This is a genomic window from Altererythrobacter chaiwopuensis (assembly GCF_054957755.1).
The window spans coordinates 824,182-846,703 of sequence record NZ_JBTXJG010000001.1 but is presented as its reverse complement, the minus strand read 5'-3'; the positions used below and the strand labels follow the sequence as shown (position 1 = coordinate 846,703).

25 protein-coding genes and 1 tRNA gene are annotated in these 22,522 nt (G+C 61.9%); 5 read left to right on the top strand and 21 right to left on the bottom strand.

Annotated features, from left to right (window positions below; genetic code table 11):
* Positions 1-7: 7 nt before the first annotated feature.
* From msrB to metX, 6 genes are all read right to left on the bottom strand, one after another.
* Entirely contained in the window at positions 8-409 is a 402-nt protein-coding gene (gene msrB / locus ACX2DJ_RS04160) for a peptide-methionine (R)-S-oxide reductase MsrB (RefSeq protein WP_462571157.1), read from the bottom strand.
* A gap of 9 nt (positions 410-418) precedes the next feature.
* Entirely contained in the window at positions 419-1,090 is a 672-nt protein-coding gene (locus ACX2DJ_RS04155; protein WP_462571156.1) for a glutathione S-transferase family protein, read from the bottom strand.
* 66 nt (positions 1,091-1,156) lie between these two features.
* Positions 1,157-1,528: a hypothetical protein gene (locus ACX2DJ_RS04150; RefSeq protein ID WP_462571155.1), complete on the bottom strand. Its 372-nt coding sequence runs from the start codon at positions 1,526-1,528 to the stop codon at positions 1,157-1,159.
* An 83-nt stretch (positions 1,529-1,611) separates the two neighbouring features.
* Positions 1,612-2,205, bottom strand: coding sequence for a methionine biosynthesis protein MetW (gene metW, locus ACX2DJ_RS04145; RefSeq protein WP_462571154.1), 594 nt, complete (start codon positions 2,203-2,205; stop codon positions 1,612-1,614).
* Entirely contained in the window at positions 2,202-2,633 is a 432-nt protein-coding gene (locus ACX2DJ_RS04140; protein ID WP_462571153.1) for a GNAT family N-acetyltransferase, read from the bottom strand. The genes metW and ACX2DJ_RS04140 overlap by 4 nt, the downstream gene beginning before the upstream one ends.
* Positions 2,630-3,763 carry a homoserine O-acetyltransferase MetX gene (gene metX, locus ACX2DJ_RS04135; RefSeq protein ID WP_462571152.1) on the bottom strand — a complete coding sequence of 378 codons (1,134 nt, stop codon included), beginning with the start codon at positions 3,761-3,763 and terminating at the stop codon, positions 2,630-2,632. The genes ACX2DJ_RS04140 and metX overlap by 4 nt, the downstream gene beginning before the upstream one ends.
* An 83-nt stretch (positions 3,764-3,846) precedes the next feature.
* Here metX and hisC point away from each other — a divergent pair, with 83 nt between their 5' ends.
* Together hisC and ACX2DJ_RS04125 are read left to right on the top strand one after the other, a co-directional pair.
* The gene (hisC, locus tag ACX2DJ_RS04130) at positions 3,847-4,959 is read left to right on the top strand and encodes a histidinol-phosphate transaminase (protein WP_462571151.1); all 1,113 of its coding nucleotides are present in this window, start codon (positions 3,847-3,849) and stop codon (positions 4,957-4,959) included.
* Positions 4,956-5,858 (top strand): prephenate/arogenate dehydrogenase family protein, encoded by a 903-nt coding sequence (locus tag ACX2DJ_RS04125; RefSeq protein WP_462571150.1) that lies wholly within the window; start codon positions 4,956-4,958, stop codon positions 5,856-5,858. The genes hisC and ACX2DJ_RS04125 overlap by 4 nt, the downstream gene beginning before the upstream one ends.
* Here the strand turns inward: ACX2DJ_RS04125 and ACX2DJ_RS04120 are convergent.
* Genes ACX2DJ_RS04120 through ftsE form a run of 4 tightly spaced genes read right to left on the bottom strand, consistent with a single transcriptional unit; the run spans position 5,855 to position 8,766 of the window.
* The gene (locus ACX2DJ_RS04120) at positions 5,855-6,541 is read right to left on the bottom strand and encodes a lysophospholipid acyltransferase family protein (protein ID WP_462571149.1); all 687 of its coding nucleotides are present in this window, start codon (positions 6,539-6,541) and stop codon (positions 5,855-5,857) included. The two genes, ACX2DJ_RS04125 and ACX2DJ_RS04120, sit on opposite strands and share 4 nt — an antisense overlap.
* A gap of 10 nt (positions 6,542-6,551) precedes the next feature.
* Entirely contained in the window at positions 6,552-7,082 is a 531-nt protein-coding gene (locus ACX2DJ_RS04115) for a YdcF family protein (protein ID WP_462571148.1), read from the bottom strand.
* Positions 7,079-8,026 (bottom strand): cell division protein FtsX, encoded by a 948-nt coding sequence (locus ACX2DJ_RS04110; protein ID WP_462571147.1) that lies wholly within the window; start codon positions 8,024-8,026, stop codon positions 7,079-7,081. Before ACX2DJ_RS04110 ends, ACX2DJ_RS04115 begins: the two co-directional genes overlap by 4 nt.
* Positions 8,023-8,766, bottom strand: a complete 744-nt coding sequence (gene ftsE / locus ACX2DJ_RS04105) for a cell division ATP-binding protein FtsE (RefSeq protein ID WP_462571146.1) — start codon at positions 8,764-8,766, stop codon at positions 8,023-8,025. Before ftsE ends, ACX2DJ_RS04110 begins: the two co-directional genes overlap by 4 nt.
* A 197-nt stretch (positions 8,767-8,963) precedes the next feature.
* On the opposite strand from ftsE, the gene ACX2DJ_RS04100 reads away from it, so the two are divergent.
* Together ACX2DJ_RS04100 and ACX2DJ_RS04095 are read left to right on the top strand one after the other, a co-directional pair.
* Positions 8,964-9,839 carry an MJ0042-type zinc finger domain-containing protein gene (locus ACX2DJ_RS04100; RefSeq protein ID WP_462571145.1) on the top strand — a complete coding sequence of 292 codons (876 nt, stop codon included), beginning with the start codon at positions 8,964-8,966 and terminating at the stop codon, positions 9,837-9,839.
* Between the two features lie 107 nt (positions 9,840-9,946).
* A tRNA-Leu gene (locus tag ACX2DJ_RS04095) sits at positions 9,947-10,033 on the top strand.
* A gap of 411 nt (positions 10,034-10,444) precedes the next feature.
* Here the strand turns inward: ACX2DJ_RS04095 and ACX2DJ_RS04090 are convergent.
* The 10 genes from ACX2DJ_RS04090 to ACX2DJ_RS04045 form a co-directional block, all read right to left on the bottom strand.
* Positions 10,445-10,570 (bottom strand): hypothetical protein, encoded by a 126-nt coding sequence (locus tag ACX2DJ_RS04090; protein ID WP_462571144.1) that lies wholly within the window; start codon positions 10,568-10,570, stop codon positions 10,445-10,447.
* A 49-nt stretch (positions 10,571-10,619) separates the two neighbouring features.
* Complete coding sequence (locus ACX2DJ_RS04085; protein WP_462571143.1) at positions 10,620-12,068, bottom strand: pyridoxal phosphate-dependent decarboxylase family protein; 1,449 nt, start codon at positions 12,066-12,068, stop codon at positions 10,620-10,622.
* Between the two features lie 24 nt (positions 12,069-12,092).
* The gene (cysK, locus tag ACX2DJ_RS04080; RefSeq protein ID WP_462571142.1) at positions 12,093-13,610 is read right to left on the bottom strand and encodes a cysteine synthase A; all 1,518 of its coding nucleotides are present in this window, start codon (positions 13,608-13,610) and stop codon (positions 12,093-12,095) included.
* 114 nt (positions 13,611-13,724) lie between these two features.
* Positions 13,725-14,441, bottom strand: coding sequence for a response regulator (locus ACX2DJ_RS04075; RefSeq protein WP_462571141.1), 717 nt, complete (start codon positions 14,439-14,441; stop codon positions 13,725-13,727).
* Positions 14,434-16,308: a hybrid sensor histidine kinase/response regulator gene (locus ACX2DJ_RS04070; protein WP_462571140.1), complete on the bottom strand. Its 1,875-nt coding sequence runs from the start codon at positions 16,306-16,308 to the stop codon at positions 14,434-14,436. Before ACX2DJ_RS04070 ends, ACX2DJ_RS04075 begins: the two co-directional genes overlap by 8 nt.
* 6 nt (positions 16,309-16,314) lie before the next feature.
* Positions 16,315-17,361, bottom strand: a complete 1,047-nt coding sequence (locus ACX2DJ_RS04065) for an adenylate/guanylate cyclase domain-containing protein (protein ID WP_462571139.1) — start codon at positions 17,359-17,361, stop codon at positions 16,315-16,317.
* 4 nt (positions 17,362-17,365) lie between these two features.
* Positions 17,366-17,725 carry a group I truncated hemoglobin gene (locus tag ACX2DJ_RS04060; protein WP_462571138.1) on the bottom strand — a complete coding sequence of 120 codons (360 nt, stop codon included), beginning with the start codon at positions 17,723-17,725 and terminating at the stop codon, positions 17,366-17,368.
* Between the two features lie 80 nt (positions 17,726-17,805).
* Positions 17,806-18,972, bottom strand: a complete 1,167-nt coding sequence (locus ACX2DJ_RS04055) for an NAD(P)/FAD-dependent oxidoreductase (RefSeq protein ID WP_462571137.1) — start codon at positions 18,970-18,972, stop codon at positions 17,806-17,808.
* Positions 18,973-18,984: 12 nt separating this feature from the next.
* Positions 18,985-20,232, bottom strand: a complete 1,248-nt coding sequence (locus tag ACX2DJ_RS04050) for a flavin-containing monooxygenase (protein ID WP_462571136.1) — start codon at positions 20,230-20,232, stop codon at positions 18,985-18,987.
* A 187-nt stretch (positions 20,233-20,419) separates the two neighbouring features.
* A complete protein-coding gene (locus ACX2DJ_RS04045; protein ID WP_462571135.1) occupies positions 20,420-21,001 on the bottom strand; it encodes an OsmC family protein in 582 nt (193 codons plus the stop codon).
* 85 nt (positions 21,002-21,086) lie between these two features.
* Here ACX2DJ_RS04045 and ACX2DJ_RS04040 point away from each other — a divergent pair, with 85 nt between their 5' ends.
* Entirely contained in the window at positions 21,087-21,293 is a 207-nt protein-coding gene (locus ACX2DJ_RS04040) for a hypothetical protein (protein WP_462571133.1), read from the top strand.
* Positions 21,294-21,371: 78 nt separating this feature from the next.
* Here ACX2DJ_RS04040 and ald read toward each other — a convergent pair whose 3' ends face one another.
* Positions 21,372-22,460, bottom strand: a complete 1,089-nt coding sequence (gene ald / locus ACX2DJ_RS04035; protein WP_462571132.1) for an alanine dehydrogenase — start codon at positions 22,458-22,460, stop codon at positions 21,372-21,374.
* Positions 22,461-22,522 lie beyond the last annotated feature (62 nt).

Genomic DNA, 22,522 nt, shown 5'->3' with positions numbered 1-22,522 from the left:
GGCAAGGTCAGCTTTCGGGGTCGAAGTCGAGCGCGGCGGAGTTGATGCAATAACGCATTCCGCCCGCTTCGGAAGGTCCATCGGGGAAGACATGGCCCAGATGCCCACCGCATTTGGCGCACAGCACTTCGGTGCGGACCATGCCAAAGGAAATATCGCGCCGCTCCTCCACCATGTCACTTTCCGCAGGGCGGGTGAATGCCGGCCAACCGCAGCCCGAATTGTATTTGGCATCGCTGGCGAACAGTTTCGTGCCGCAACCCGCGCACATATATTCGCCCTCATCAAAATGCTTGTCATACTGGCCGGTGAAGGCACGCTCTGTGCCTGCCTCGCGCAGCACGTGATATTGTTCGGGCGTGAGCCGCTCGCGCCACTCTTCCTCAGACAGCTCGATTTTCTCGCTCATTTCCGGTCCTCACATATCCAGCTTGGCATAATGCGCGGGCGGTTGAATCACGCCCATGCGCTCGCTCAGCAGCGGGCGGAAGCTGGGGCGGCTCTTGAAAACCGAATACCAGCCGCGCGTCTGCTCATGCCCGGCCCAGTCAATCCCGCCCAGGTAATCCGCCACGGAAATCTGCGCCGCAGCGGCCAAATCGGCCAGGCTCATGCTCGAACCAGCCAGCCACGGACGGTTATCGATCAACCAATCCATATAGTCCAGGTGGCCGTGCGCCAACTTCATCGCCTCGCGCAACATGCGCGAATCAGGCGGCTGGTTCAGCACCAACCGCTTCTTCATCCGTTCGTTGAGCAGCGGTGCAGTGACGTCATTATAGAAATTCTCGTCAAACAGCGCGACCAGTCGGCGGATCTCCGCGCGATTGGTGGCGGTGCCGTTGATCATCGGTGCCTTGTCCACCGTTTCCTCGAAATACTCGGCGATCGCGCGGCTGTCGCACAGCACCGTGTCGCGCTCCTGATGCACCAGTACCGGCGTGCGCCCCGCAGGGTTGAGATTCCAGAAATAATCACTGGCCGTCCACGGATCTTCGCGCACCAATTCGTAGGCAACGTTCTTCTCGCTCAGCAGCAAGCGGATCTTGCGGCTGAATGGACACAGGGGAAATTGGTAGAGGCGCCACATGCTATTCACGCCCTTGCCTCAATTCGCGCAGCAAATCCACCGGCTCAAGCGCTGGAATGGCGGTTATCAGATCCCCGATCCATCCAGCATCAACAGGCACGCCGGCATGACGGCATCGAGCTGCTGCTGATCGAGCAGGCGCTGGGCCTCTGCCTGTGCCAGCTGCGCCACTGCCTCGCGATCCAGGCCGGTATCGTCCATCACACGGGCCAGCGCGCGGACGAAGAATTCGCGCCCGCGGGGATCGATCGAGGGCCATTTGAGCGAAGCCTCCTGGCCGCTCGCCTGCCCGAAGGACACCAGAGCAAAGGCAGCGGAACAGCGCAGCAGCGCGGCGTTTTCCTGCGACAATTCGGGCGCCGGAACAGGTGCCGGAGGGGAAGCCTGAATGGCTATCGGGGCAAGGCCAAATGCGGCTGCGATCAGGATCATGTTCATCGGGTTTGACTATACCAGCGAAACTGAACCGCGCGCTACAATATGTGGCGCCGCAGCGCGAGAATGTTGCGCCAGTGCCAGCGCTAGCCTTGGCGACTTAACTGGAACAGCGCGAATTCGGCGCGGAGATTGGCCGCAAAATTGCCGATTTCATGCCCACCGGAGAAGAACCAGCTGTTTTCCACCGTCACGCCCTTTTCCGCCACCAGTTCGCGGAAATCGGCGATTGTCACGTGGTGGATGTTCTCCGTCTCGTACCAGCTCACCGGCAATGCGCGGGTCACCGGCATGCGCCCACCCAGCATCAGCGCGCTGCGGGTACGCCAATGTGCGAAATTGGGAAAGCTGACGAAGGTCTGCCGCCCCACCCGCAGGAGTTCGTCGAGCATACGGTCGGGCCGCGCGGCGGTTTGCAACGTCTGCGACAGGATCGCATAGTCGAACGCCTTGTCAGGATAGTTGGCAAGATCGCTGCCGGCATCGCCCTGCACCACCGACAGCCCGCGCGCCACGCAGCGTTCGACCAGCTGCGGATCGATTTCGAGCCCGCGCGCATCGATCCCGTGGCTTTCGACCAGCTCGGCCATCAGCTTGCCGTCACCGCAGCCGATGTCGAGGACGCGGCTACCCGGCGCGATATTCTGCGCGATTACGGCAAGGTCTGGCCGCAAGCTCATGCATAAACCGCCGGATTGTGCAATTCCATCGCCGATCCCGGGCTGGCCAGCGCTGTCCACCCGAACCGTTCGTAAAGACCATGCGCATCGCGGGTCATCAGCAGCCAGCGACGTAGCCCTTGAAGCTCCGGGTGATCGTGCAAATAGGAGATCATCGCTTTCGAGAGGCCTTTGCCGCGGTGCTCGTCGAGAACATAGACGTCAGCAAGATAGGCGAAAGTAGCGCGGTCAGTGATGACACGGGCCATGGCCACCTGCGCACCTTCGTACCGAACCGCCACGCATAGGCTATTGGAAAGCGCACGGGCCACGATTTCACTCGGAATCCCCTGTGACCAATAGCTGCGGCAAAGATAGGCATGGGCAGCGGCGGCATCAATTTCACTCTGATCGCCGATCAATTCATAGCCGCTGGAGAGTTCGATCATTCAATAAACCCCTTCATCACCCGGTCGAGCGCGGGCACATCGAGCAGGAAGCTGTCATGCCCGAATGGCGCCGACAGCTCTACGAAACTCACCGGCGCGCCCGCTGCATTGAGCGCGTGCACGATGTGGCGGCTCTCCGCGGTGGGATAAAGCCAGTCGCTATCGAAGCTGATCACGCAGAAACGCGCGCCCTTGCCGTTCACCGATGTGAGCCCGTGCCCGGCAAAGGCATCGGCCAGCTTACCGCCATGTTCTTCCGCAAGGTCGAAATAATCCATCGCACGAGTGATATAGAGGTAGGAATTGGCATCGAAGCGCTGGGTAAAGCCGCTGCCCTGATAGCGCAGATAGCTTTCGACCTGGAAATCGGCATCGAAGCCGAAGCTCTTCGTCCCCTTTGTACCGTCGGGCCGGTCCTGCAGGCGGCGCCCGAACTTCTCGGTCAGTCCCTCTTCCGAAAGATAGGTGATATGCGCGGCCATGCGCGCCACCGCGAGGCCGGCATCGGGCGTGGAGCCGCCGTAATAATCGCCCCCGCGCCAGTTGGGATCGGCCATGATCGCCTGCCGCCCCACTTCGTGAAAGGCGATATTCTGCGCCGAATGCCGCGCGGTGGTGGCGATCGCCAGCACGCGCGCCGCGCGATCGGGCCAGTTGGCGGCAAGGCTCAATGCCTGCATCCCGCCCATCGATCCGCCGATCACTGTGTGGAGCCGCTCGATGCCGAGCCCGTCGAGCAGGCCGATAAGGCCGCGCACCATGTCGCGGATGGTGATGACAGGGAAACGCATGCCATAAGGCTTGCCGTCGCTCGCCTCGCTAGCCGGGCCGGTCGAGCCCATGCAGCTGCCGATTACATTGGCGCAGATGACATGGAAGCGATTGGTATCGACGACCTTGCCCGGCCCCACCATCCGTTCCCACCAGCCCGGCTTGCCGGTAATCGGGTGGCTCGAGGCGACATACTGGTCCCCCGTCAGGGCATGGCAGACCAGCACCGCATTGCCCTTGTCCGCCGCCAGTTCGCCGTAGGTCTCATAGGCGATCTCGACACGCGGAAGCACCTGCCCGCTGTCAAGCGGCAGATCGTTGCTGAGCGTAAGGCGCTTCGAGGGCAGCGTTGGTGCCATGGGCCGCACCGATTGGGCGAGGGCGCGGCTTAAGTCAATTGCACTGTTTTTCGGCAGCGAAAGCGGTTATGCGCCGCCGCGCCATGACCGAACAAGCAAGCTCCCGTCCCGAAGGCAAACCCTGGATCATGGGCATTCATGCCTATGTGCCAGGAAAGGCAGTGGCTGCGGATGGGCGCCAGCTGGTCAAGCTATCGGCAAACGAGAACCCGCTCGGCACCAGCACCGCCGCCGCCGAGGCACGGCGCGCGGTTGCGGGCAGCGCCGAATATCCCGATCCCGACGCGCGCGATCTGCGTGCCGCCATCGGCGCGCTGCATGGCATTGATCCGGCGCGGATCGTGTGCGGCACCGGCTCGGACGAATTGCTCAACCTCGCCGCTCAGGGCTTTGCCGGGCCAGGGGATGAAGTGCTGTTCAGCCGCTTCAGCTTCATAGTCTATGACATCGCTGCAAGGCGCTGCGGCGCGACGCCGGTGGAAGCACCGGACAGCGACTATGCCACGGATGTCGATGCGCTGCTGGCTGCCGTTACGGATCGCACGCGGGTGGTCTTTATCGCCAACCCCAACAACCCCACCGGAACCTACCTGCCGCGCGCTGAGGTCGAGCGGCTCCACGCCGGGCTGCCAACCGATGTGCTGCTGGTAATCGACCAGGCCTATGCCGAATATCTCGGCGAAGGCGAGGACGATGGCGGGCTGGAGCTGGCTGCGCGCCATGAAAACGTGCTCGTCACCCGCACCTTCTCGAAGATCTACGGGCTGGCGGGCGAGCGGATCGGCTGGGCCACAGGCGCGCCGCAAATGATCGATGTACTGAACCGCATCCGCGGGCCGTTCAATGTCACCACCAGCGGGCAGGCTGCCGCCTTGGCCGCGCTGGGCGATCAGGATTTCGTTGCCCGCAGCCGTGAGCACAATGCCGAGGAACTGGCCCATTTCACCGCATCGATCGAGGCACTCGGCAATCACGGACTGCGGCCAATTCCCAGCAAGGCCAATTTCCTGCTGGTACTGTTCGAAGGCGAAGTGAGCGCGGCACAGGCGCTCGACGCGATTGGCGAAGCAGGTTTTGCCGTGCGGCACCTGCCGGGCCAGGGCCTGCCCCATGCGCTGCGCATCACCATCGGCACGCACAAGCAGATGGGCGCGATCGCCGCCGCTCTGCGCGAACTCGTTGGCGAAGGCGCATGAATATCGAGAAGGTCACGATCATCGGGCTGGGCCTGTTGGGCGGTTCGATCGGGCTGGCAGTTCAAGCGCGCGCAGCGCATATTGCCACCAGTGGCTATGATTCCAGCCCCGCCGCGCGCGCCAAGGCTGCCGAACGCGGATTGGTGGGCAGGGTGTATGACAGCGCCGAAGAAGCCGTGCGTGGGGCCGATCTGGTGATCCTGTGCGTGCCGGTGGGCGCGATGCGCGAAGCTGCCATGGCAATTGCCGATGTTCTGCCACCGCATGCGATCGTGAGCGATGTCGGTTCTTCAAAGCAGAGCGTGGCTGAGGATCTTGCAGCTGCGCTTCCCGGTGCCACGGTCATTCCGGCCCACCCAGTTGCGGGCACCGAACAAAGCGGGCCGGAAGCCGGATTCGCCACATTGTTCGAAAACCGCTGGTGCATCCTGACCCCGCCTGCCGGGGCAGAGCAAGCCGCGGTCGACACGCTGGCCGAATTCTGGCGCACGCTGGGCGCGCGGATCGAGATCATGGACCCGCAGCATCACGATCTGGTGCTGGCGGTGACCAGCCACATCCCGCACCTGATCGCCTATACCATCGTTGGCACGGCGAGCGATCTGGAAGACGTGACCCGCAGCGAGGTGATCAAGTATTCGGCCGGCGGTTTCCGCGATTTCACCCGCATCGCCGCTTCCGATCCGGTGATGTGGCGCGACGTGTTCCTGCACAACAAGTCTGCGGTTCTGGAGATGCTGGGCCGTTTTACCGAGGATCTCACCGCGCTGCAACGTGCGATCCGTTCGGGCGATGGCGAAACGCTGCACGAATTGTTCAGCCGCACCCGCGCAATCCGCCGCGGGATCATCGAGGAAGGGCAGGATGATGAGCGGCCCGACTTTGGCCGGGAGCACTAGCCCCCTTCGTTCAGAGCATTGATTGCCGCCTGTACACGGGCTTCGGCCTCGGCGCGCGACAGCCCTGCGGGAATCAAATCGCCGAATTTATAGGTTATCACCCCGCCGCGCTTCCACAAGCCGTGGTATAGCGGCCCGCTGTTGACCGCGCATGGGATCACCGGAACACCCAGCAGCTTGTAGATTCCGGCAAATCCAGCTTGCAGAGGAGCGGGCTTGCCATGCGGGACGCGCGTTCCCTCCGGGAAAATCAGCAAGGGGCGGCCTTCAGCCAGCCTTTGCTTCGCCGCGCTCAGCATCTGGCGCAGCGCCCGGGCACCTTCGTCGCGTGAGACCGGGGTCAACCCATAGACCCGCGCAGACCGCCCCCAGACCGGGATCTTGAACAGCTCGCGCTTGGCAAAGACGGATGGATAGGGCAGCAGGGTAGGCGCATCGATCGCCTCGAAGAAGCTTTCGTGCTTCATTGCGATCAGCACCGGCCCGGCCGGAATTTTTCCCTCGACGCGTATTTCGATGCCCAGAATATAGGTCACGCACCAGCGATGCCAGTTGGTCCACCAGCGCACTACGGCGCGCAGTGTCTCGCTCCCTAGGTACGAGGCAAGACCTGCCGCAAAAACCAGCACGGCGCTTCCCCCGTAAAACAGCGGGTAATAGAGCAGGCTGCGCAGCACCGACATTGCGTTCAACTCAGGCTTTGACCAGGCCGGTCAGATAGGTGACCACCAGCTTGTGATATTCGAGCAGCAGCACGCCGAAACCCGGCTCGCTGCGCACCGCATCGGGCACCACGGTAACGGTGCTGGGCAAAGTGCGGTTAAGTTCGCTCGCCACGCGGCGCATATGCCAGTCACTGGTCACAAGCCGGATCGAACCGACCCGGTGTTCCACCACCCATTTGGCGATTTCTTCAGCATTGCCGCGCGTGTCGATGGCAGCGAAGCCCAGGTCGATGCAGCAGCGCATCTGCCGCTGCGAAACCCCGAACTCCGCAGCGAATTCATCCGGCCTGACTTCCAGATCCACCCCGCTGACCAGCATCCGTTCAGCCCAGCCCTTGTCGAGCGCTTCGATTCCGCGCTGAATTCGCCCGGCAGCGCCGGTGGGCACGATCACGGCATCTGTTTCAATCTTGCCGACAGGCGCAGGCAGCGTGGCAAAGAACCACACGAAGCCAAACGCCCAGGCCAGGAATATCGTGGAAAGGAGTCTCAATATCATAACATTCGCCTCAAGGCTGACATCACCGTGATGCGCGCGGTCAGCATGGCAAGCAAGACCCCGGCCAGCGGAATTGCCGCTAGCACAAGCCAGTCAAGGCGCCGCAGGTTTCCGCCTGCGACCATGCCCGAATCGATGGCAGCAAACTGGCCGCCAATCAGCCAGACCGCAAGCGCGCCCAGGGCAAGGCCGATCACACCGCCTACCATAGCATCGATCGTCACGCTGCGCTGGAACACCTGCGCAATCTGGCGATCAGTGCCGCCAAGCAGGTGGACGATTTCCACGGTCTTGCGATGGTTGGCGAAAGAGCTGCGCGCTGCAAGCCACACCGCCCCCGCACTGGTCAAGGCGAGCAAGGCGATCAGTGCCAGCGCAAGATATTGCAGCGCCGCCAGCGCATCATAAACCGGTCTCAGCCAATCAGATTGCGCATCGACCCGCGCGCCGGGTATCTCGCTCACCAACATCGCATTGAGCCGGGCAATTTCAGCCGTATCCGCAAGAGTGCTGAGCTGGACATCGATCAGCGCCGGAATCGGCACCGCATCGAAACCACCATCACCGCTGCCACCACCGGCTCCGATCCAGGGAGCCAGCATTTCAGCCAGTTCATCCTGCGGGATCACGCGCAGTCCCGCGACCGCCTTGTCAGCCCGCAGCAGTTCGGCGGCACGCTGCGCCTGGGTAGCGCGCATTTCGGCATTCGCCTCGACAATCTGCACTGTCAGCGCGCCAGACAGGTCAGCCCGTGCGCGGTCTGCCAGATTGCCCAGCGCCAGTCCTGCTGCAGCCGCCATCACTGTCAGCGCGATCATGATCGCGATCACCCAGGGCATCGGACCGCTGGCAAGCTTGCGCGGCACCAGATTGGCCGCACGCCGCCCGCGGAACGGCACCAGATCACGCACCAGCGAATGACCGATAGCCGGTTCGCCGTTCATGCCTCGCTTCCCCGCTCACTTGCCCGCGGTGCCAGGCGCGGGGGAAACCGCAGTGCCCCTGTGGGGTCTAGCAAACTGCCTTTCTGCAGCCGCATGATCAGCGAATCCGGTACCTGGCGCAGCAAATGGATATCATGCGTCGCCACGATCACCGTGGTCCCGAGGCGGTTGAGCCGTTCGAACAACTGCAGCAATTTCAGCGCCATGTCGGGATCGACATTGCCGGTTGGCTCGTCGGCGATCAGCAGGTCGGGCCGCCCGATCACCGCACGCGCGATGGCAACGCGCTGCTGCTCGCCGCCCGACATGGTGGCGGGAACTCCGTCCATCCGCTTGGCCAGGCCGACCCATTCCAGCATTTCGCTGACCGGCCGGACCAGCTCGCTTTCGCGCACACCCGCCAAACGCAAGGGCAGCGCGACATTGTCGAATGCCGAAAGATGCTCGATCAGGCGGAAGTCCTGGAACACAACTCCCAGCTTCCGGCGAAACATGGGCAACCGGTCGCGCGGCAAGGTGATCATGTCATTGCCGAACATGCGGATCGCCCCGCGCGAGGGGCGCTGAGCCAGGTAGAGCAGCTTGAGCAGGCTGGTCTTGCCCGCGCCGCTGGCACCGGTGAGGAAATAGAACCGCCCGGCGAATAGCGTGAAGGCAAGATCGCGCAGCACCTCTGGTTCGGTGCCATACCGCAGCCCGACATTGTCGAAGGTCACGATTTCGCCTGCCCCATGGGTCATCGCGCGGCTCTATCCCAAGATCGGGGCAGTGCAAGGTCAATCATCGCCACCGGGGGGCTATAGCGGGGCTTCGGTGTGGAAAAAAGGCGGCTTTCGCCCTCTCGCGCGTAACGCGCTCTTGCTAGCGCCATACCACGCCGCGTAAGGCTTTGTTTGCCATGATCATCGCCTGTCCAGCCTGTCGCACACGTTATGTTGTGCCTGACACGGCCATCGGCATCGATGGACGCACGGTCCGCTGCGCCAAATGCAAGCACAGCTGGTTCCAGGATGGCCCCGTGCTTGAACCCTCGCCCGCTGCCGAACCGGCACCCGCTGAAGAGGTTGCGCCTCCGCCCCGTGACGAGGCGCCCGAGCAGGCAGATCAACCCGAGCCGTTTGATAATGAGGCGGCGCCCGATACAGCGGAGCCCGCCGATCCCGGTGCACGGCCCTCGGTCAACTTCTGGCGCTCGAGCGATCGCCGCGGCGAGGCCGAAGCCGATGAGGGTGAAGCGGATCGGGAACCAGCCGCTGTGAGCGAGCCTGCGGCCGCGCCGGGAGTGCCGACCTCTCCCGATGTCGAAGCAGATGATGCGCCCGGCTACACCGAAGAGCCGGATGGCGATTATTCGCAGTTCGAGCACGAGCCGCCGTTCCGCGCGCGCCGCAACCCGCTCAAGCTGTGGACGGCGGCGGCGGTGGTGTTCTTTATTGCCGCAAGCGGCGCTGCGGTGGCGGTCAATTATTACGGCCTGCCCGCCTGGGTGCCGATCCAGCGGCCCACTTTCGGGATGGAGCAGCCGCAATTGCAGCTCGATTTCCCCGCCGAACAGCAGGATCTGCGGACCCTGCCCAACGGCACAGAGTATTTCGAAGTCAACGGGTCTGTTACCAACACCGGCCGCACGGGCGCTTCGGTGCCACCGATCCTGATCGTGCTGCGCGACGAGCAGGACCGCATCGTTTACACGTGGGAACTGGCCCCGCCGCAAAGCGAACTTGCACCCGGCGAAACCGTGACAATACGCGAAGCCATGGTCGATGTGCCGCGGTCTGCCAGCGTGGTCGAGATCGGCTGGAAGCCCACCTGAACGGCACGACCGCAAAGCCTGCGGTAAATTGCTTGCGGAGCCGCACCGCTGTTGCTAGTGGCGCGCTCCTGTTCGCAAGGGACGTTCGCTCCCTTGAACGACTGGGTGCGGTCGTGGCGGAATTGGTAGACGCGCAACGTTGAGGTCGTTGTGGGCTAACGCCCGTGGAAGTTCGAGTCTTCTCGACCGCACCAAACAGTCCTTCGCTGAACTGATTTTCCACCATCCTATGCAAACACGGCCAAAAATGGCGCAGTTCTGGGGGGTTTCCGGCGGTCGATCTCATGCGCCTGGGCGAGAGACCGCTGAAAGAGCCGGCTTTCGCCGCCCCAATCACTCCTTTTCTCTGTCTGTGATTTCCTCGCCTCAGGCCTTTGTTCGGCATTGATAGGGCTAGCAATATCAGCGTGCGATACGCAGCAGCGCTTCCTGCTCGGCCCAGTCGACCGGCAGATCGATGTCAAACAGTTGTTATCGGGTCAGAGAGGCCGGTTGGTGACCCGCCAGGACCGTTTCGACGATCCGCGGGCTAAGCCAGCTCAATCTGAAAAGACTAAATTGTAAGTCTGGCAGGCCGTATTCCGTTCAACTTGTCGTGGCCGTTTTCAGACCACCATTCCTTGAAGCGCTAACATGGCCACTGCCGAGCTGATGGTGGTGAAGGCGCAAATGCTGGCCGCAATTGCGAATTTGAAACGGTCGGCCGAGCTGGCAGTCGGGTTATCGTACATTGTCATTCTCCTTTAGTTGGTCTTTGCCCTTTCAGGCGATGACCAAGCTCTAGGACAGCGAAGTATCAGCCATGTGTCGCGCAGCGTGGAAACGTGTTTCGTTTGTTTCAACAAGGCTCGCGCACAATTCGCGCCATACCCGCGCCAGATCGCCGGCAAGGCGGGCGGCAAGCTGGTCATCTACACGGTCAGATATGACAGAGATTCGAAGCACTTTCTCTCCGCGCCATTTGGCCGTGCGCAGGAAATAGCGGCCGGTTGCATTCAGGCGTTCGGCAACGGCCTCTGCGGCATCCACACCAGGCAGCAGATCGAAGCCGACTGCAATCTGGTTCAGGATTACCTCATTGCGCAGGTGGATACCTTCGATTCTGTCCAGGCTTGCCGCGATTTTCTGAGCTGCCCGGCAATGGCGTTCGATCATTTCGGCCAAACCGCGCCGACCCAGGTGCTGCAGCATCGCCCAAGCGGCAAATCCGCGCGCACGACGAGACAATTCGGGCACGTAATCGCTTGGATCGGGTTCGTGCGCCGCCTCGCGCTCGATATAGCCCGCAGTCATCTGCATCGCCGCCCGGTGCAGCGTGCGGTCCTTCACGATCGCAAATCCGGAATCATATGGAACCTGCAGCCACTTGTGCCCGTCAACCGACCAGCTGTCGGCAAGGTCTGCGCCTTTCGCGAGGTGGCGCAGGCGCGGGCTCGCGCGGCACCACAGGCCGAAGGCACCATCGATATGCAGCCAGGCATCGTGTTTGCGGCAGAGCTCTGCGATAACGGGAAAATTGTCGAATGCGCCAGACATGATATGCCCCGCCTGGGCAATAACGATGCGCGGAACATCGCCATCTCTGGCCATTGCCGTCTCCAGCGCTGCGAGATCGAACGTGCCCTGCGGTACAGACGGGATGCGTCGGATCTGGTTTGTCCCGAAACCCAGATAGCGCAGCACCGAGTAGTTGGAGACGTGCGCATCTTCGGCAATGTAGATCGCCACCGGAGGAGCCCCGGCAAGGCCGCATTCCTCAAGCGCTACACCCTTGCGTGCCAGCACGCCCAACCTGGCCGACGCAAGGCAGGCAAAGGCCGCCATGGTGGCCCCTGTCGAGAATCCCACGCTGCAGCTGCGGGGCAGTTGCATAAGATCCACCAACCATTCGCCAGCCACTTCCTCGGCAACCGCCGCGGCAGGGGAAGTCAGGAACATGCCGGCATTCTGGCCCCAGGCCGAGGCAAGCCAGTCTGCTGCCACGCCGGTTGGGTTTGATCCGCCTATCACCCAGGCCAGGAAGCCGGGATCGGTTGAGCCTGACAGGCCGGGCGTGGCGGCGTCGACCAGATTGCGGATCACCTCCAGACTGTCACGACCCTTGTCAGGCAATCCGATGGCGAAATTCTCGCGCAGTTCAGCATGGTCCGCGGTCGAATGGAGGGGGCGCAATTCGCAGCGCGACCGTATTGCAAGCCTGGCAGCGAGCTCCAGTTCTGCTTCTTTCATTGTCCAGTATCCAGTCTTTACCTGTCAGCGTGGCTGCAGCCAGGCCGGCAGCAAGGAATATGCATTGTCCGGCCCAGCACCCTTCGCTTCCAGTCCGGCGCCAGCGAGTATTCCCGCCAGGAGGCCCGCATTGTGGCGATCGAACAGGTCGGTTGCTCCGCCGAGATGCTGGCCCCGCAGGAAAATCTGGGGGATGGTAGGCGCACCGCTGCGCTCACCGACAGCGCGGCGGACATCGGCTGCCCATTCTGGGTCGGCATAGTCCGGCCCGTCAAGTGCTACCAGGCGATAGGGCACTTCCAGTGCGTCGAGCAGCTTGCGCGCGGACCAGCAGAACTCGCACCACTCCAGGGCAAAGAATACCAACGGTTGTTCCTCATCTGTCAGGAGCGCATCGACATGAGTGACGGCACTTGGACTGGCGGATTCGGGCGCAACTGCGGGCCTGACCGGAGCGGCATCAAAACGGGCAGTGGGGGACGAGCGAGAGATCGCAATTTCGTCCTCGTCCATGGCTTCGCCTATATCGGCGAACAGCGGCGTGGACATGTATCGTTCGCCGGTGTCGGGCAACATGGCCAGCACGCGTGACCCTTTCGGCAATTGCTCGGCGACCCGGCGTGCGGTGGCGAAGGTGGCACCCGAACTGATACCGCAGAAAATGCCCTCCTCGCGGGCAAGGCGTTTCGACCAGGTGATCGCCTCGTCACCCGAGACAGGCACGATTTCGTCAATCAGCTTGTCACGAACTGCATCATGGGTGATCGCGGGGATGAAATCCGGTGCCCAGCCCTGCACCGGGTGCGGACGGAACACGGCATGGCTGCCCGCAGGAGTCCCGTCGGCATGGTAAGCCTGCGGCAAACCTGAGCCGAGCATGGGGGAATTTTCCGGCTCGCAGGCAATGATGCGGGTGTTGGGGCTGTGCCGACGCAGCGCCCTTGCCACACCGGCAATGGTACCGCCGGTGCCAAAACCGCTGACGAAGCAATCGAGCGGGCGCTCCGCAAAGGCCTCGATGATTTCCATTCCCGTAGTCCGTTCGTGAACCGCGGCATTGGCTTCGTTCTCGAACTGCCGCGGCAGGAACCAGCCGTGCGTCTCAGCCAGTTCGCGCGCCTTGGCAATCATGCCGGTGCCTTTCTCGGACGCAGGCGTAAGGACTACTTTGGCACCGAGATAGCGCAGTATCTTGCGCCTTTCGATGCTGAAGCTTTCGGCCATTACGATCACCAGCGGATAACCCTTGCGGGCGCAGACCATGGCGAGTCCGATGCCGGTGTTACCGCTGGTTGCCTCTACCACGGTCTGGCCGGGCTTGAGCGAACCGTCGGCTTCTGCAGCCTCTATCAGGCCTATTGCCAGCCTGTCCTTGACCGATCCCATCGGGTTGAAAGCTTCGAGCTTGGCGTAGACTTCGCGTCCGGGGGGCGAGAGCCTTTGCATCAGCACTACGGGAGTGTTGCCGACCAGTTCGAGTATGGAACCAGAAGGACCCGCCAGGCTCCGCGGGAGAGGAGGGGAGGGGAATTGAGCGGTCATTGGCGGGTCCTTCTGGCTTGCTTTGGGCAAGTGCGGGAATAGGCTGCGCGTGTTTCAGCCTGATCCCGCGGAAGGCCGGAAAATGTTTCAATTGTATCAGCGGTAGATGGGTCTTCAGTACCCGTCCGGATCGAAGATATACCCCAGCCCGCGAACCGTGCGGATCGTGACCGGCTTGGAAGGGTTGGGCTCAATCTTCCTGCGGATGCGCGAGATGCGGATGTCGATGCTGCGGTCGAACGGATCCCACGAACGGTCATGCGCGCCTTCCAGGATCTGGTCCCGATTGAGCACGCGGCCCTTGTTCTGGGCGAACAGCTTCAAGAGGTTGAACTCCATCGAGGTCAACGGCAAGGAATTCCCATCTTCGTCGAACAGCTTGGCCGCCTCGAGATCGAGCCAGGCCTTGCCGAAACGAATCCGCCCCTCAAGATCAGTCGTGGCCGAGCCCGATTCTTCCTTGTTCGAGCGCCGCAGCACTGCGCGGACCCTTGCCACCAGCTCGCGCAGGTCCACCGGCTTGCCGAGATAGTCATCCGCACCCAGCTCCAGCCCCACGATCCGGTCAACGGTTTCGCCCGCAGCCGTCAGCATGATAATTCGCGGGGCCGCACCACTCTGGAGCGAACGCAGCAGCGAGAGCCCATCTTCGCCCGGCATGTTGATGTCGAGCAGCATCAGATCGGGCTTCTGGTTGGCGATCAGCACGCGTGCTTCGTCTGCGTTGCCCGCTTGCCTCACCTCGAAACCGTGCTTGCCGAGATATTCAGCCAGCATCTCACGCAGGTCTTGCTCGTCGTCGCAGACGTATATGAGATTGCCGTCAGCCAATTTGCTTCGCTCCAGTGAGTAGGCGCCGGGCGAGTTCACGCAAGTCTTGCGGAGCGATCGGTTTCTCGAGGTAATCGCAGCCAGCCTGGTCAAGGAAATCGCGTACGGCCGGGCTCATGGTGTCACCTGTAACGAAGGCTACCCGGTCAAGCAGTTCAGGCCGCCGCCTGCCCAATCCCTCGTAAAAGCCGCGCCCGCTGATTCCCGGCATGTTCATGTCGGTCAGGATGGCATCGTAATCATGCGTCGTCGCCAGTTCGAGCCCTTCCTCGCCGCTGGCAACCGTGTCCACCTGATAGCCTTCGCGTTTGAGTATCTCCGAAATGAGGTCAGCCACTTCCCCTTCGTCGTCGATCACCAGGATGTTCCCGTGGCTACCGTCACTGTGGGCACCGGCTTTCGATGCCTGCCTGCCTGCCTCGCGGGCAACCGGCAAGGTGATGTGGAAATGCGCACCGCTGGCTGACGGCATCAGTTCGATCGTGCCGCCATGCGAATGGATCACCCGATGGCAGAAGGCGAGGCCGATCCCGGTACCTTGGCCCGGGCCCTTGGTAGTGAAAAGGGGCTCGAATACTCGCTTGCCGGTTTCCTCCGGAATGCCCGGACCATTGTCGATAATGTCGATCCCGACCATCTCATCGCCGGGAAGCAACCGGGCTGAAACCTCGACCCTGTCACCGGTACCACTCAAATCCATCGCCTGTACTGCATTCAACAGCAGGTTACCGAAAACCTGTTCCAACTGGCTGCGGTCGACCAGCACAGGCGAAAGATCAGGGGGAAGGTTGATAATGATTTCGAATGTCTCATGGGCCGCGATGGCGTTTCGCGCCTCGTCAAGGATTTCAGCCAGCTTCTCAGGGCGGGCATCGACCTTCTGCTGCCGCGCCATGGCGAGGAATGATTTCACGATCCGTGCACAGCGTTCGGCGGCCTCGCCGATCTTCTCGATCCGGGCAAGTGTTGCCGGGTCGGTGGTTTCCTCGCGCATCATCAGCGCGTGCCCAACCACTACGGAAAGCGGGTTGTTCAGTTCATGCGCCACCCCGGCCAGCAATTCGCCCAGGGCGGAGAGCTTTTCGGCCTGGAAGATTCGCTCGCGCTGCTGCGCCAGCGTCCTGCGCAGTGCGACTTCCTTGGTGATATCGACGATTGAGGAGACAATTACGTCATCCCCACGGTATTCGATCAGCCTCGCCGAAACGAGCGCGGGGAAGCAATTGCCATCCGTCCGTTGCAGTTCGATGGTGCGCTCGTCAATCCTGCCCTCGGGCAACAGGGCAGTAATGAAATCGGCGCGATCGGTGCGGCTGACGAAATGCGCCGCTGCGTTCCGGCCGGGGCCAAGCAAGTCGCGTGCAGCTGGCGAACGGTAGATAATCTGACCATCGGCGATCCGCGACATGAGCAACGCTGCTGGGCACGCTTCCATGACCTGGCGCAAGAGTGCGTCTGCCTCGCGTTCGTCTTCATCAGTCTGGCTGCGGGCAGTAACGTCGGACTGCATCAGCAGAAACCCGCCGCGCGCCGTGGGCCGCATGGCGAACTCATGCACTCCGGCATCACGCATCTCTACCATCAAGGGCGGCAGTGGAGGCTGGTCCGGTTCAAGCCGGCTTTCCATCCACTGGATCCGCTCTCTCGCTGACGGGGCAACCGCACCCCTTGCGACCATCTCTATCAGCAGGTGATCCCACTCGAGACCAGGTACGATAAGTTCAGCTACTTTCGGATTGAGTTGGCGAAAGGACTGGTTTGCCTGAAGCAGGCGAGCGGAGGCATCGAACAGGGCAATCCCGTCTTGCAATGCATTCACGACCTCATCGAGTATCTGCTTGCCGGAATGGGCCTCGGCCGCCGTCATCACACCCTAGCCTTGCTCACTCGCATCGACTGGTCGGATTGCGACGATGTCACTCTCTTCGCCTCCGTCGCTCCTGATGGTTCCGGCAGGTGAAAGCGCGATCGCTTCACCGAGCATTTCGGTTAGCGCTGCCGGAGCCACAATCTGCATGGGTTCCGCAGCCTGGCGCAGCGCATTGGCCTCAATCACGGCGGGTCCGAAGACATCGTAGATATACTTCTGCACACCCACTACCGACCCGATGACCGGTCCCATTGCGATGCCGATCCGGCACTGCCAGCCGATTGGATGGCTGCGATTGCGCTGAGCGAGGTAACGCTCGAACCGGATCGCGGCATCGACCACCGATTGCAGGGCACGTTCCGATGGGTCTGGCATGCCGGCAACAGTGATGTACGTGTCACCGACGGTCTTTATTCGTTCGCACCCGAACTGGTCACCGATGCGGTCGAAAGCGGTGTAGATATCATTGAGCTCGCTCACAACGACGCTCGCATCCTGATTTTTCACCGTCTGGCTGAACCCGACGAAGTCGAGGCATATCACGGCCACATCATCATACAGGCGGGGGGTTACGACACCGAAGGTCTTGTACTCATCATAAACCGAGCGCGGCATCATGTTGAGCAGCAGCCGTTCGACCTGCTCCTTCTCACGCTTGATCTCGCGCGTGTTGCGCTCGACCATCATGGAATAGGAATCGATCATTGATTCCAGTTCCTTGATCCGGCTGATATTCTGGCACACGAGCACGGCGACGCGTTCATTGCGTTCCAATGCCGGGTTTATCGTGAGCGCGATGGTCAGGGTGCGCCGGCGCACGCGAAAGCTGGTCTCGCCGACATAGCGACCTTCGGCCTCAAGCGCCTTGTGCACCTCTGCTGCATCAATGCCGGGGAACAGTTCCGTCAATGGCTGGCCAAGCTCCGCCTCGCCAAACCATTCCTGGAATGTGTCATTGATGAAGCGGAGCCGCAGGTCGGCCAGGTCGAGCAGCGACACGCCCACGCCGATGGCGCGCAGCAATTGTTCGTTGATGGCTTCGATCGACATGGCGTCAACTGTTCACGACGAGATTGCGGCGTTCTGTGAACCGCCCGACAATCGTTGTGGCATCTTCTTCGCTAATGCCATGCGCCAGCAGCGTTTCACGCAGGATCAACGCAAGCTGTTCGAAATGACGTGCTGCGATCGCCAGATGTGCATGCAGCTTCTCGATCTGGTTGTCGGTGTAGGACGCCGGGCCATCCATCAGCGATGAGACGAACTTGGTCTGGTGGTCGACGATCCGGGCCATATCGACATCGTCGAAGAACGGGCCGACATCATCATCGTCCAGCAAGCGGTCATAAAGATCCATCACGATCTTTGAGATGACGGAGAAACCGCCATATTTATCGAACAGCGTCTGTTGCATGACTCTAATCCCGAAACCCCTCTAACCCGGGGGAAGAGTGCCTCTAACCAACGAAAAAATCAAATCGGGGCGTGCCGATGTCAAGCGGCCTCGACCAACCGGTTCATACTTTGGGCCATCCAGTGCTGATTGGCCTTTATGGCCAGGTTCAGCGACTGGTGAAGGTCCATCAGCTGCTCAAGCGTCCAGTCATAGGCCGCAATCTTGTCCGAGATCCGCAACAGATCCTGCGAAATTGCATCCCGCGTGGCGGCATATTCATCGAGCTTTCCTTGATACCAGCTGTCTGCGAGGATCTGCGCATCCCGCAATGCGTCGGTGATGCCGTGGGCCGTGATCGGATCCTTGAAGTAGCCTGCATCGCCGACCAGCGCCCAGCCATCACCGCATGCCTGGCGCATGTAGCCAGGTTCACCCGCGAAGCCGGTGAGCCGCCGGGCAAGCCGTCCACCCTCAAGCTCGCTGTCCATCTGCGGCATCAGCGCGGCAATCTGCGCCCGGAAGCCTGCGGGCTTCAGCGCCTCGCGAAATCTGTCCCGCGCGCGCTGTGGCAGGCACAGGAAAACACAGGCCTGACCGTCATTGGTGGGGATGATGCCGCCTGCGGCGCCTTCGCCCCAGTGCCAGCGATATCCGCGCGGTGAAAGTCCGTTGAAATAGCCATAGATGCAGCGCGAAGCATGCGTGCCGCGCTTGGTGTATCCCGCGCCGGCCAACCTGGCGACGGCCGAATTCCTGCCATCAGCACCGATCACCAGTTCGGCGGAAATTTTGTGGATTGCCCCACCGGCATCGCGCAGGAACGCGCCTGAAACGGCACCATCGGGAGCGCGGAGAAGGTCGACGCACTTTATGCCATGGTGGATTTCGGCACCGCTGCGCCGGGCGGCGTCGACCAGAACCTTGTCGAGCGCGTGGCGCCGTGGAGCATATAAAGCGCTGACGCCATGCTGCGGTGAAATCTCGATGTCGATCGGTTCCTGCTTGCCATAGATGAACGACGTCGCGCGCAGGGGAGGGGCGCCTGTTGCTGCGACATTGTGCACGAGTCCCCAATTGGTCAGCTGCATCACTGCGCCGCGCATCAATGCGTGCGTGGAAATGGTATCGCTGCCATACGGATCGCGATCGACCACCAGCACGCGCGCTCCCTGCCGGGCGAGCAACATGCCCGTTGCCGCGCCAGCACAACGTGCACCCACGATAATGGCGTCATAATGTCCGTGGGCAAATCCGGTGAGAGTCATGGCAATATCCTTTCAGGCTGCGCGCAGTTTGTGCGCGCCAAGCTGGGCAATGATTGTCTGGGCAAGGGCTTCGGCATCCCGCCCGACGCCATCGATGAAGCTCGATGCGCGGTGACGCATGAAGGGCAGGCCAAGGACGTAAAGTCCTGGCCAACTGGCGATGCCGTCTTGTTGGGCGATCTCGCCATGTTCGTCGAATGCATCGAGATGCAACCAGTGATAGGAGCGCCGGTATCCAGTGGCCCAGATGACTGTTGAGATGCCCTCGCTTAGAAGGTCGATTTGCGTCGGACCTTGCGGAACGGCCGCGGGTTGCAGCCATGCTACGGGGTCCTGCTCGACGGTGAGCGACCACAGGGCTATTTCAGAATCAATCCGCTCGAGAATCTTCCTGCGTCGCCGTTCTGCAGCCGCGAATTCGCTCGCCAGGTTGTCGGCAAAGTGAATTCTTGAACCGGCGGCATTGAGCGCGCGGCCGGTGATTGTGACTCCCTGTGCAGCTAGCGCGGCCAGGTCGATATCGCCCTTGGCTGCATCCCCCACCAGTTGCAGGGAAGGCTGAGCCATCAATTCGCGCTGGCTGCGCCCTGGCGGACGGCGATCCCGAAGGAAGCCAACAAAATCGAGCCACTCGAACAGATCCATGCCGCGATAACGGCGCGGAGTGCGAACGTGACGGCCTGCGGCAAGGATCGTCCGGCGGCCAGAAACTGCCGCCTCGCGTGCCAGCTGGACGCCGGTGGCCGACCCGCCGATCACCATCACGCCGCCATCGGGCAAATGGTCCATGCCGCGATACTGGCTTGGCGTGACTCGATGAATGCGGTGGTCGAGGCCAAGGCTCCAGGCCGGAACTCGTGGCCGGTCGCAGGCTCCGGTCGCTACCACCAGCGCGCGGGCAATCCAACTTCCCGCGCTGGTCACGACGCGGAACCGATCGCCGACCGGCTCGACGGCGAGCACCTCGGTATTGTCCTCGACCGGCGCGCCATGCTTGGCGGCATAATCTTCGAGCCGGTCGACGAGATCGGCAGACTTCAGAAAGCCATCTGCCCTGGTGGCCAGTGCGCCGCCCGGCATACGGGTCATCCAACCCGGGGTCAGCAAACGCAATGCTGGCCATCGTTCAGAGCGCCAGCGCTCGCCAATCCGGCCGCGTTCCAGAACGACGTGCTCGATGCTATGGGCCGAGAGACAATGGCTCATCGCCAGCCCGGCCTGGCCGGCTCCGATAATAAGGCAGTCAATCATGCGGGCCATGGGGCGCTCCTTGCTTGGTGTCGCGCCCTGTTTGGACCAGCCATGTATCGGGAATGTGCCGCGCCAGAGGCAAAATTGTTTCGATTGTTTCAGCCTACCCCAAGCTGAGCCGGACGCAGAAAGCCCGCCGGTTGCGGGAACCGGCGGGCTGGATTTCACTCTATGGCGTTGGAAGGTGAGCTTGGTGTCAGCTGACGACCGCACTCACGGCAACCGGCACACCATTGGTCATCACGTCGAATACTGCGGAGCGGGCGACCGACTGATGGACGATCTTTTCGAGGGTCTCGTCATCGGCGTCGCCCTTGATGGCCACGAGAACGCGGACGCCCTGAAAGCCGTTGCGGGTCTGCGGGTCGATGCCAAGGATACCGTTAAGGTCAATGTCGCCTTCGACGATCACATCAACCGATTCCAGCTTGACCTGGCGCATCGAAGCGATGTTGCCAATACCGGCAGTAAGGCAGGCCGACAGTGCGCCCAGCAACAGTTCGGCCGGGGTCGGGGCATTGTCGCTGCCGCAGAGCACTTCGGGGTGATCGCCTTCGATCGAATAGGTCTGCTTGTGCTCGTTTTCCGAGCAGGCGCCGAAGAAGCTCTTGAAGTTTACACGGCTATGCGTGCCCGACATCCACTTGCCATTGGCGCGGAAGGTGAAGCGAGCGATTTCGCGCTGCTTGTCGACTGCGCCAAGCGTGGCGATAAAGGTTGGGACATCAACGCCGTTCATGGCGACGCGGGCGGGCTTTTCGATGGTTACAGTGGTCATTGTATCAGGTCCTCGGATTGAATTTGAAAAGGGGAGTAAAGTCAGAGCGACTGTCCGCTCCGAACGAGGACCTTTTCCCCTCTCAATGTATCAATTCGATGCCGCCGAAGCCGCCAAATGGTTTCAGTTGTTTCAGCGGATGGCCGTGACGAATTCCCTGTTACCTACGCAGGGAATTTATAGTTGCAAACGCAGAATTCTGGGGTTTTCTGACGATCACGGGCCGCCTGGAATGGCCAGAAAATGCAATTTTGCCTGCAAATTGCCTGAAAATAGGGAAAACAGCACATGAGACCAGTCCGCTCGCGACTGCGCTACGCACCAAACAGCTCTGGATCGCTCAGCTGATCACCCCTCTGGCGTTAGGGCGTCAACCGCCGAAGCCCAGGCTTTCCGCTACCGCTGCATTGACGATCCGGCCCTGGTGCACGTTGAGGCCAAGCATCAGGTGCGGATCATCCTCGCACGCGGCTATGCCCTTTGCCGCCAGCGCCAGGCCGAACGGCAGCGTGGCGTTGTTGAGCGCGTAAGACGAGGTCAGCGGCACTGCGCCGGGCATATTGGCAACGCAATAATGGATGATCCCGTCCACCTCATAGGTCGGTGCATCATGCGTGGTGGGATGCGAGGTCTCAAAGCAGCCGCCCTGATCGATCGCGACATCTACCAGCACCGCGCGCGGCTTCATCAGGCCCAGCATTTCGCGCGTTATCAGATGCGGCGCGGAGGCGCCCGGAATCAGCACCGCACCCACCACCAAATCGGCATCGGCGATCGACTGTTCGATCGTCGAGATAGTCGAATAACGGGTGGCCACGCGGCCCTGGAACATCTCGTCAAGCTGGCGGATACGCGGCAGCGACTTGTCGAAAATCTCGACCCGCGCGCCAAGCCCCGCCGCCATGCGCGCCGCCTGCGTGCCGACCACGCCGCCGCCCAGCACCACCACCTTGGCCGGGAGCACGCCGGGCACCCCGCCCATCAGCGTGCCGCGGCCGCCATTGTGCGCATATAGCGCCGTGGCACCCGCTTCGATCGAAAGCCGCCCGGCCACTTCGCTCATCGGCGCGAGCAGCGGCAGCGAACGATCGGACGCGGTAACCGTTTCATAGGCCACCGCCGAAACACCCGATGCCATCAGGCCCCGCGCCTGATCGGGATCGGGCGCCAGGTGGAGATAAGTAAACAGGATCTGCCCTTCGCGCAGTTGCACCCATTCATTGGGCTGTGGTTCCTTCACCTTGACCACCATCTCGGCCCGCGCGAACACTTCAGCCGCGCTGCTGACGATTTCGGCCCCGGCGGCGCGATAGACCTCGTCACCCTTGCTGATGCCCTCGCCCGCTGTGGTCTCGACGATCACCTGGTGTCCGGCGCTGACATATTCGCGCACCGCCTCAGGCGTCAGGCCGACGCGATATTCATGGGCTTTGATTTCCTTGGGAACACCTACGAGCATGCGGAAAACCTCTTTGATCGGACTCGGCAGACTTTGCAGGCGATTCCTATCGCAAGGGTTAG

Coding starts and splice junctions, on each gene's coding strand:
- ACX2DJ_RS04045 (WP_462571135.1), bottom strand. CDS start 21,001: ATGACCACTGTAACCATCGAAAAGCCCGCCCGCGTCGCCATGAACGGC.
- ACX2DJ_RS04055 (WP_462571137.1), bottom strand. CDS start 18,972: ATGACTCTCACCGGATTTGCCCACGGACATTATGACGCCATTATCGTG.
- ACX2DJ_RS04150 (WP_462571155.1), bottom strand. CDS start 1,528: ATGAACATGATCCTGATCGCAGCCGCATTTGGCCTTGCCCCGATAGCC.
- ACX2DJ_RS04090 (WP_462571144.1), bottom strand. CDS start 10,570: ATGTACGATAACCCGACTGCCAGCTCGGCCGACCGTTTCAAATTCGCA.
- ACX2DJ_RS04050 (WP_462571136.1), bottom strand. CDS start 20,232: ATGGCCCGCATGATTGACTGCCTTATTATCGGAGCCGGCCAGGCCGGG.
- ACX2DJ_RS04125 (WP_462571150.1), top strand. CDS start 4,956: ATGAATATCGAGAAGGTCACGATCATCGGGCTGGGCCTGTTGGGCGGT.
- ACX2DJ_RS04070 (WP_462571140.1), bottom strand. CDS start 16,308: ATGACGGCGGCCGAGGCCCATTCCGGCAAGCAGATACTCGATGAGGTC.
- msrB (WP_462571157.1), bottom strand. CDS start 409: ATGAGCGAGAAAATCGAGCTGTCTGAGGAAGAGTGGCGCGAGCGGCTC.
- hisC (WP_462571151.1), top strand. CDS start 3,847: ATGACCGAACAAGCAAGCTCCCGTCCCGAAGGCAAACCCTGGATCATG.
- metW (WP_462571154.1), bottom strand. CDS start 2,205: ATGAGCTTGCGGCCAGACCTTGCCGTAATCGCGCAGAATATCGCGCCG.
- ACX2DJ_RS04065 (WP_462571139.1), bottom strand. CDS start 17,361: ATGTCGATCGAAGCCATCAACGAACAATTGCTGCGCGCCATCGGCGTG.
- ACX2DJ_RS04155 (WP_462571156.1), bottom strand. CDS start 1,090: ATGTGGCGCCTCTACCAATTTCCCCTGTGTCCATTCAGCCGCAAGATC.
- ACX2DJ_RS04115 (WP_462571148.1), bottom strand. CDS start 7,082: ATGATATTGAGACTCCTTTCCACGATATTCCTGGCCTGGGCGTTTGGC.
- ACX2DJ_RS04120 (WP_462571149.1), bottom strand. CDS start 6,541: ATGTCGGTGCTGCGCAGCCTGCTCTATTACCCGCTGTTTTACGGGGGA.
- cysK (WP_462571142.1), bottom strand. CDS start 13,610: ATGACCGCTCAATTCCCCTCCCCTCCTCTCCCGCGGAGCCTGGCGGGT.
- metX (WP_462571152.1), bottom strand. CDS start 3,763: ATGGCACCAACGCTGCCCTCGAAGCGCCTTACGCTCAGCAACGATCTG.
- ACX2DJ_RS04140 (WP_462571153.1), bottom strand. CDS start 2,633: ATGATCGAACTCTCCAGCGGCTATGAATTGATCGGCGATCAGAGTGAA.
- ACX2DJ_RS04110 (WP_462571147.1), bottom strand. CDS start 8,026: ATGAACGGCGAACCGGCTATCGGTCATTCGCTGGTGCGTGATCTGGTG.
- ACX2DJ_RS04085 (WP_462571143.1), bottom strand. CDS start 12,068: ATGAAAGAAGCAGAACTGGAGCTCGCTGCCAGGCTTGCAATACGGTCG.
- ald (WP_462571132.1), bottom strand. CDS start 22,460: ATGCTCGTAGGTGTTCCCAAGGAAATCAAAGCCCATGAATATCGCGTC.
- ACX2DJ_RS04060 (WP_462571138.1), bottom strand. CDS start 17,725: ATGCAACAGACGCTGTTCGATAAATATGGCGGTTTCTCCGTCATCTCA.
- ACX2DJ_RS04040 (WP_462571133.1), top strand. CDS start 21,087: ATGTATCAATTCGATGCCGCCGAAGCCGCCAAATGGTTTCAGTTGTTT.
- ftsE (WP_462571146.1), bottom strand. CDS start 8,766: ATGACCCATGGGGCAGGCGAAATCGTGACCTTCGACAATGTCGGGCTG.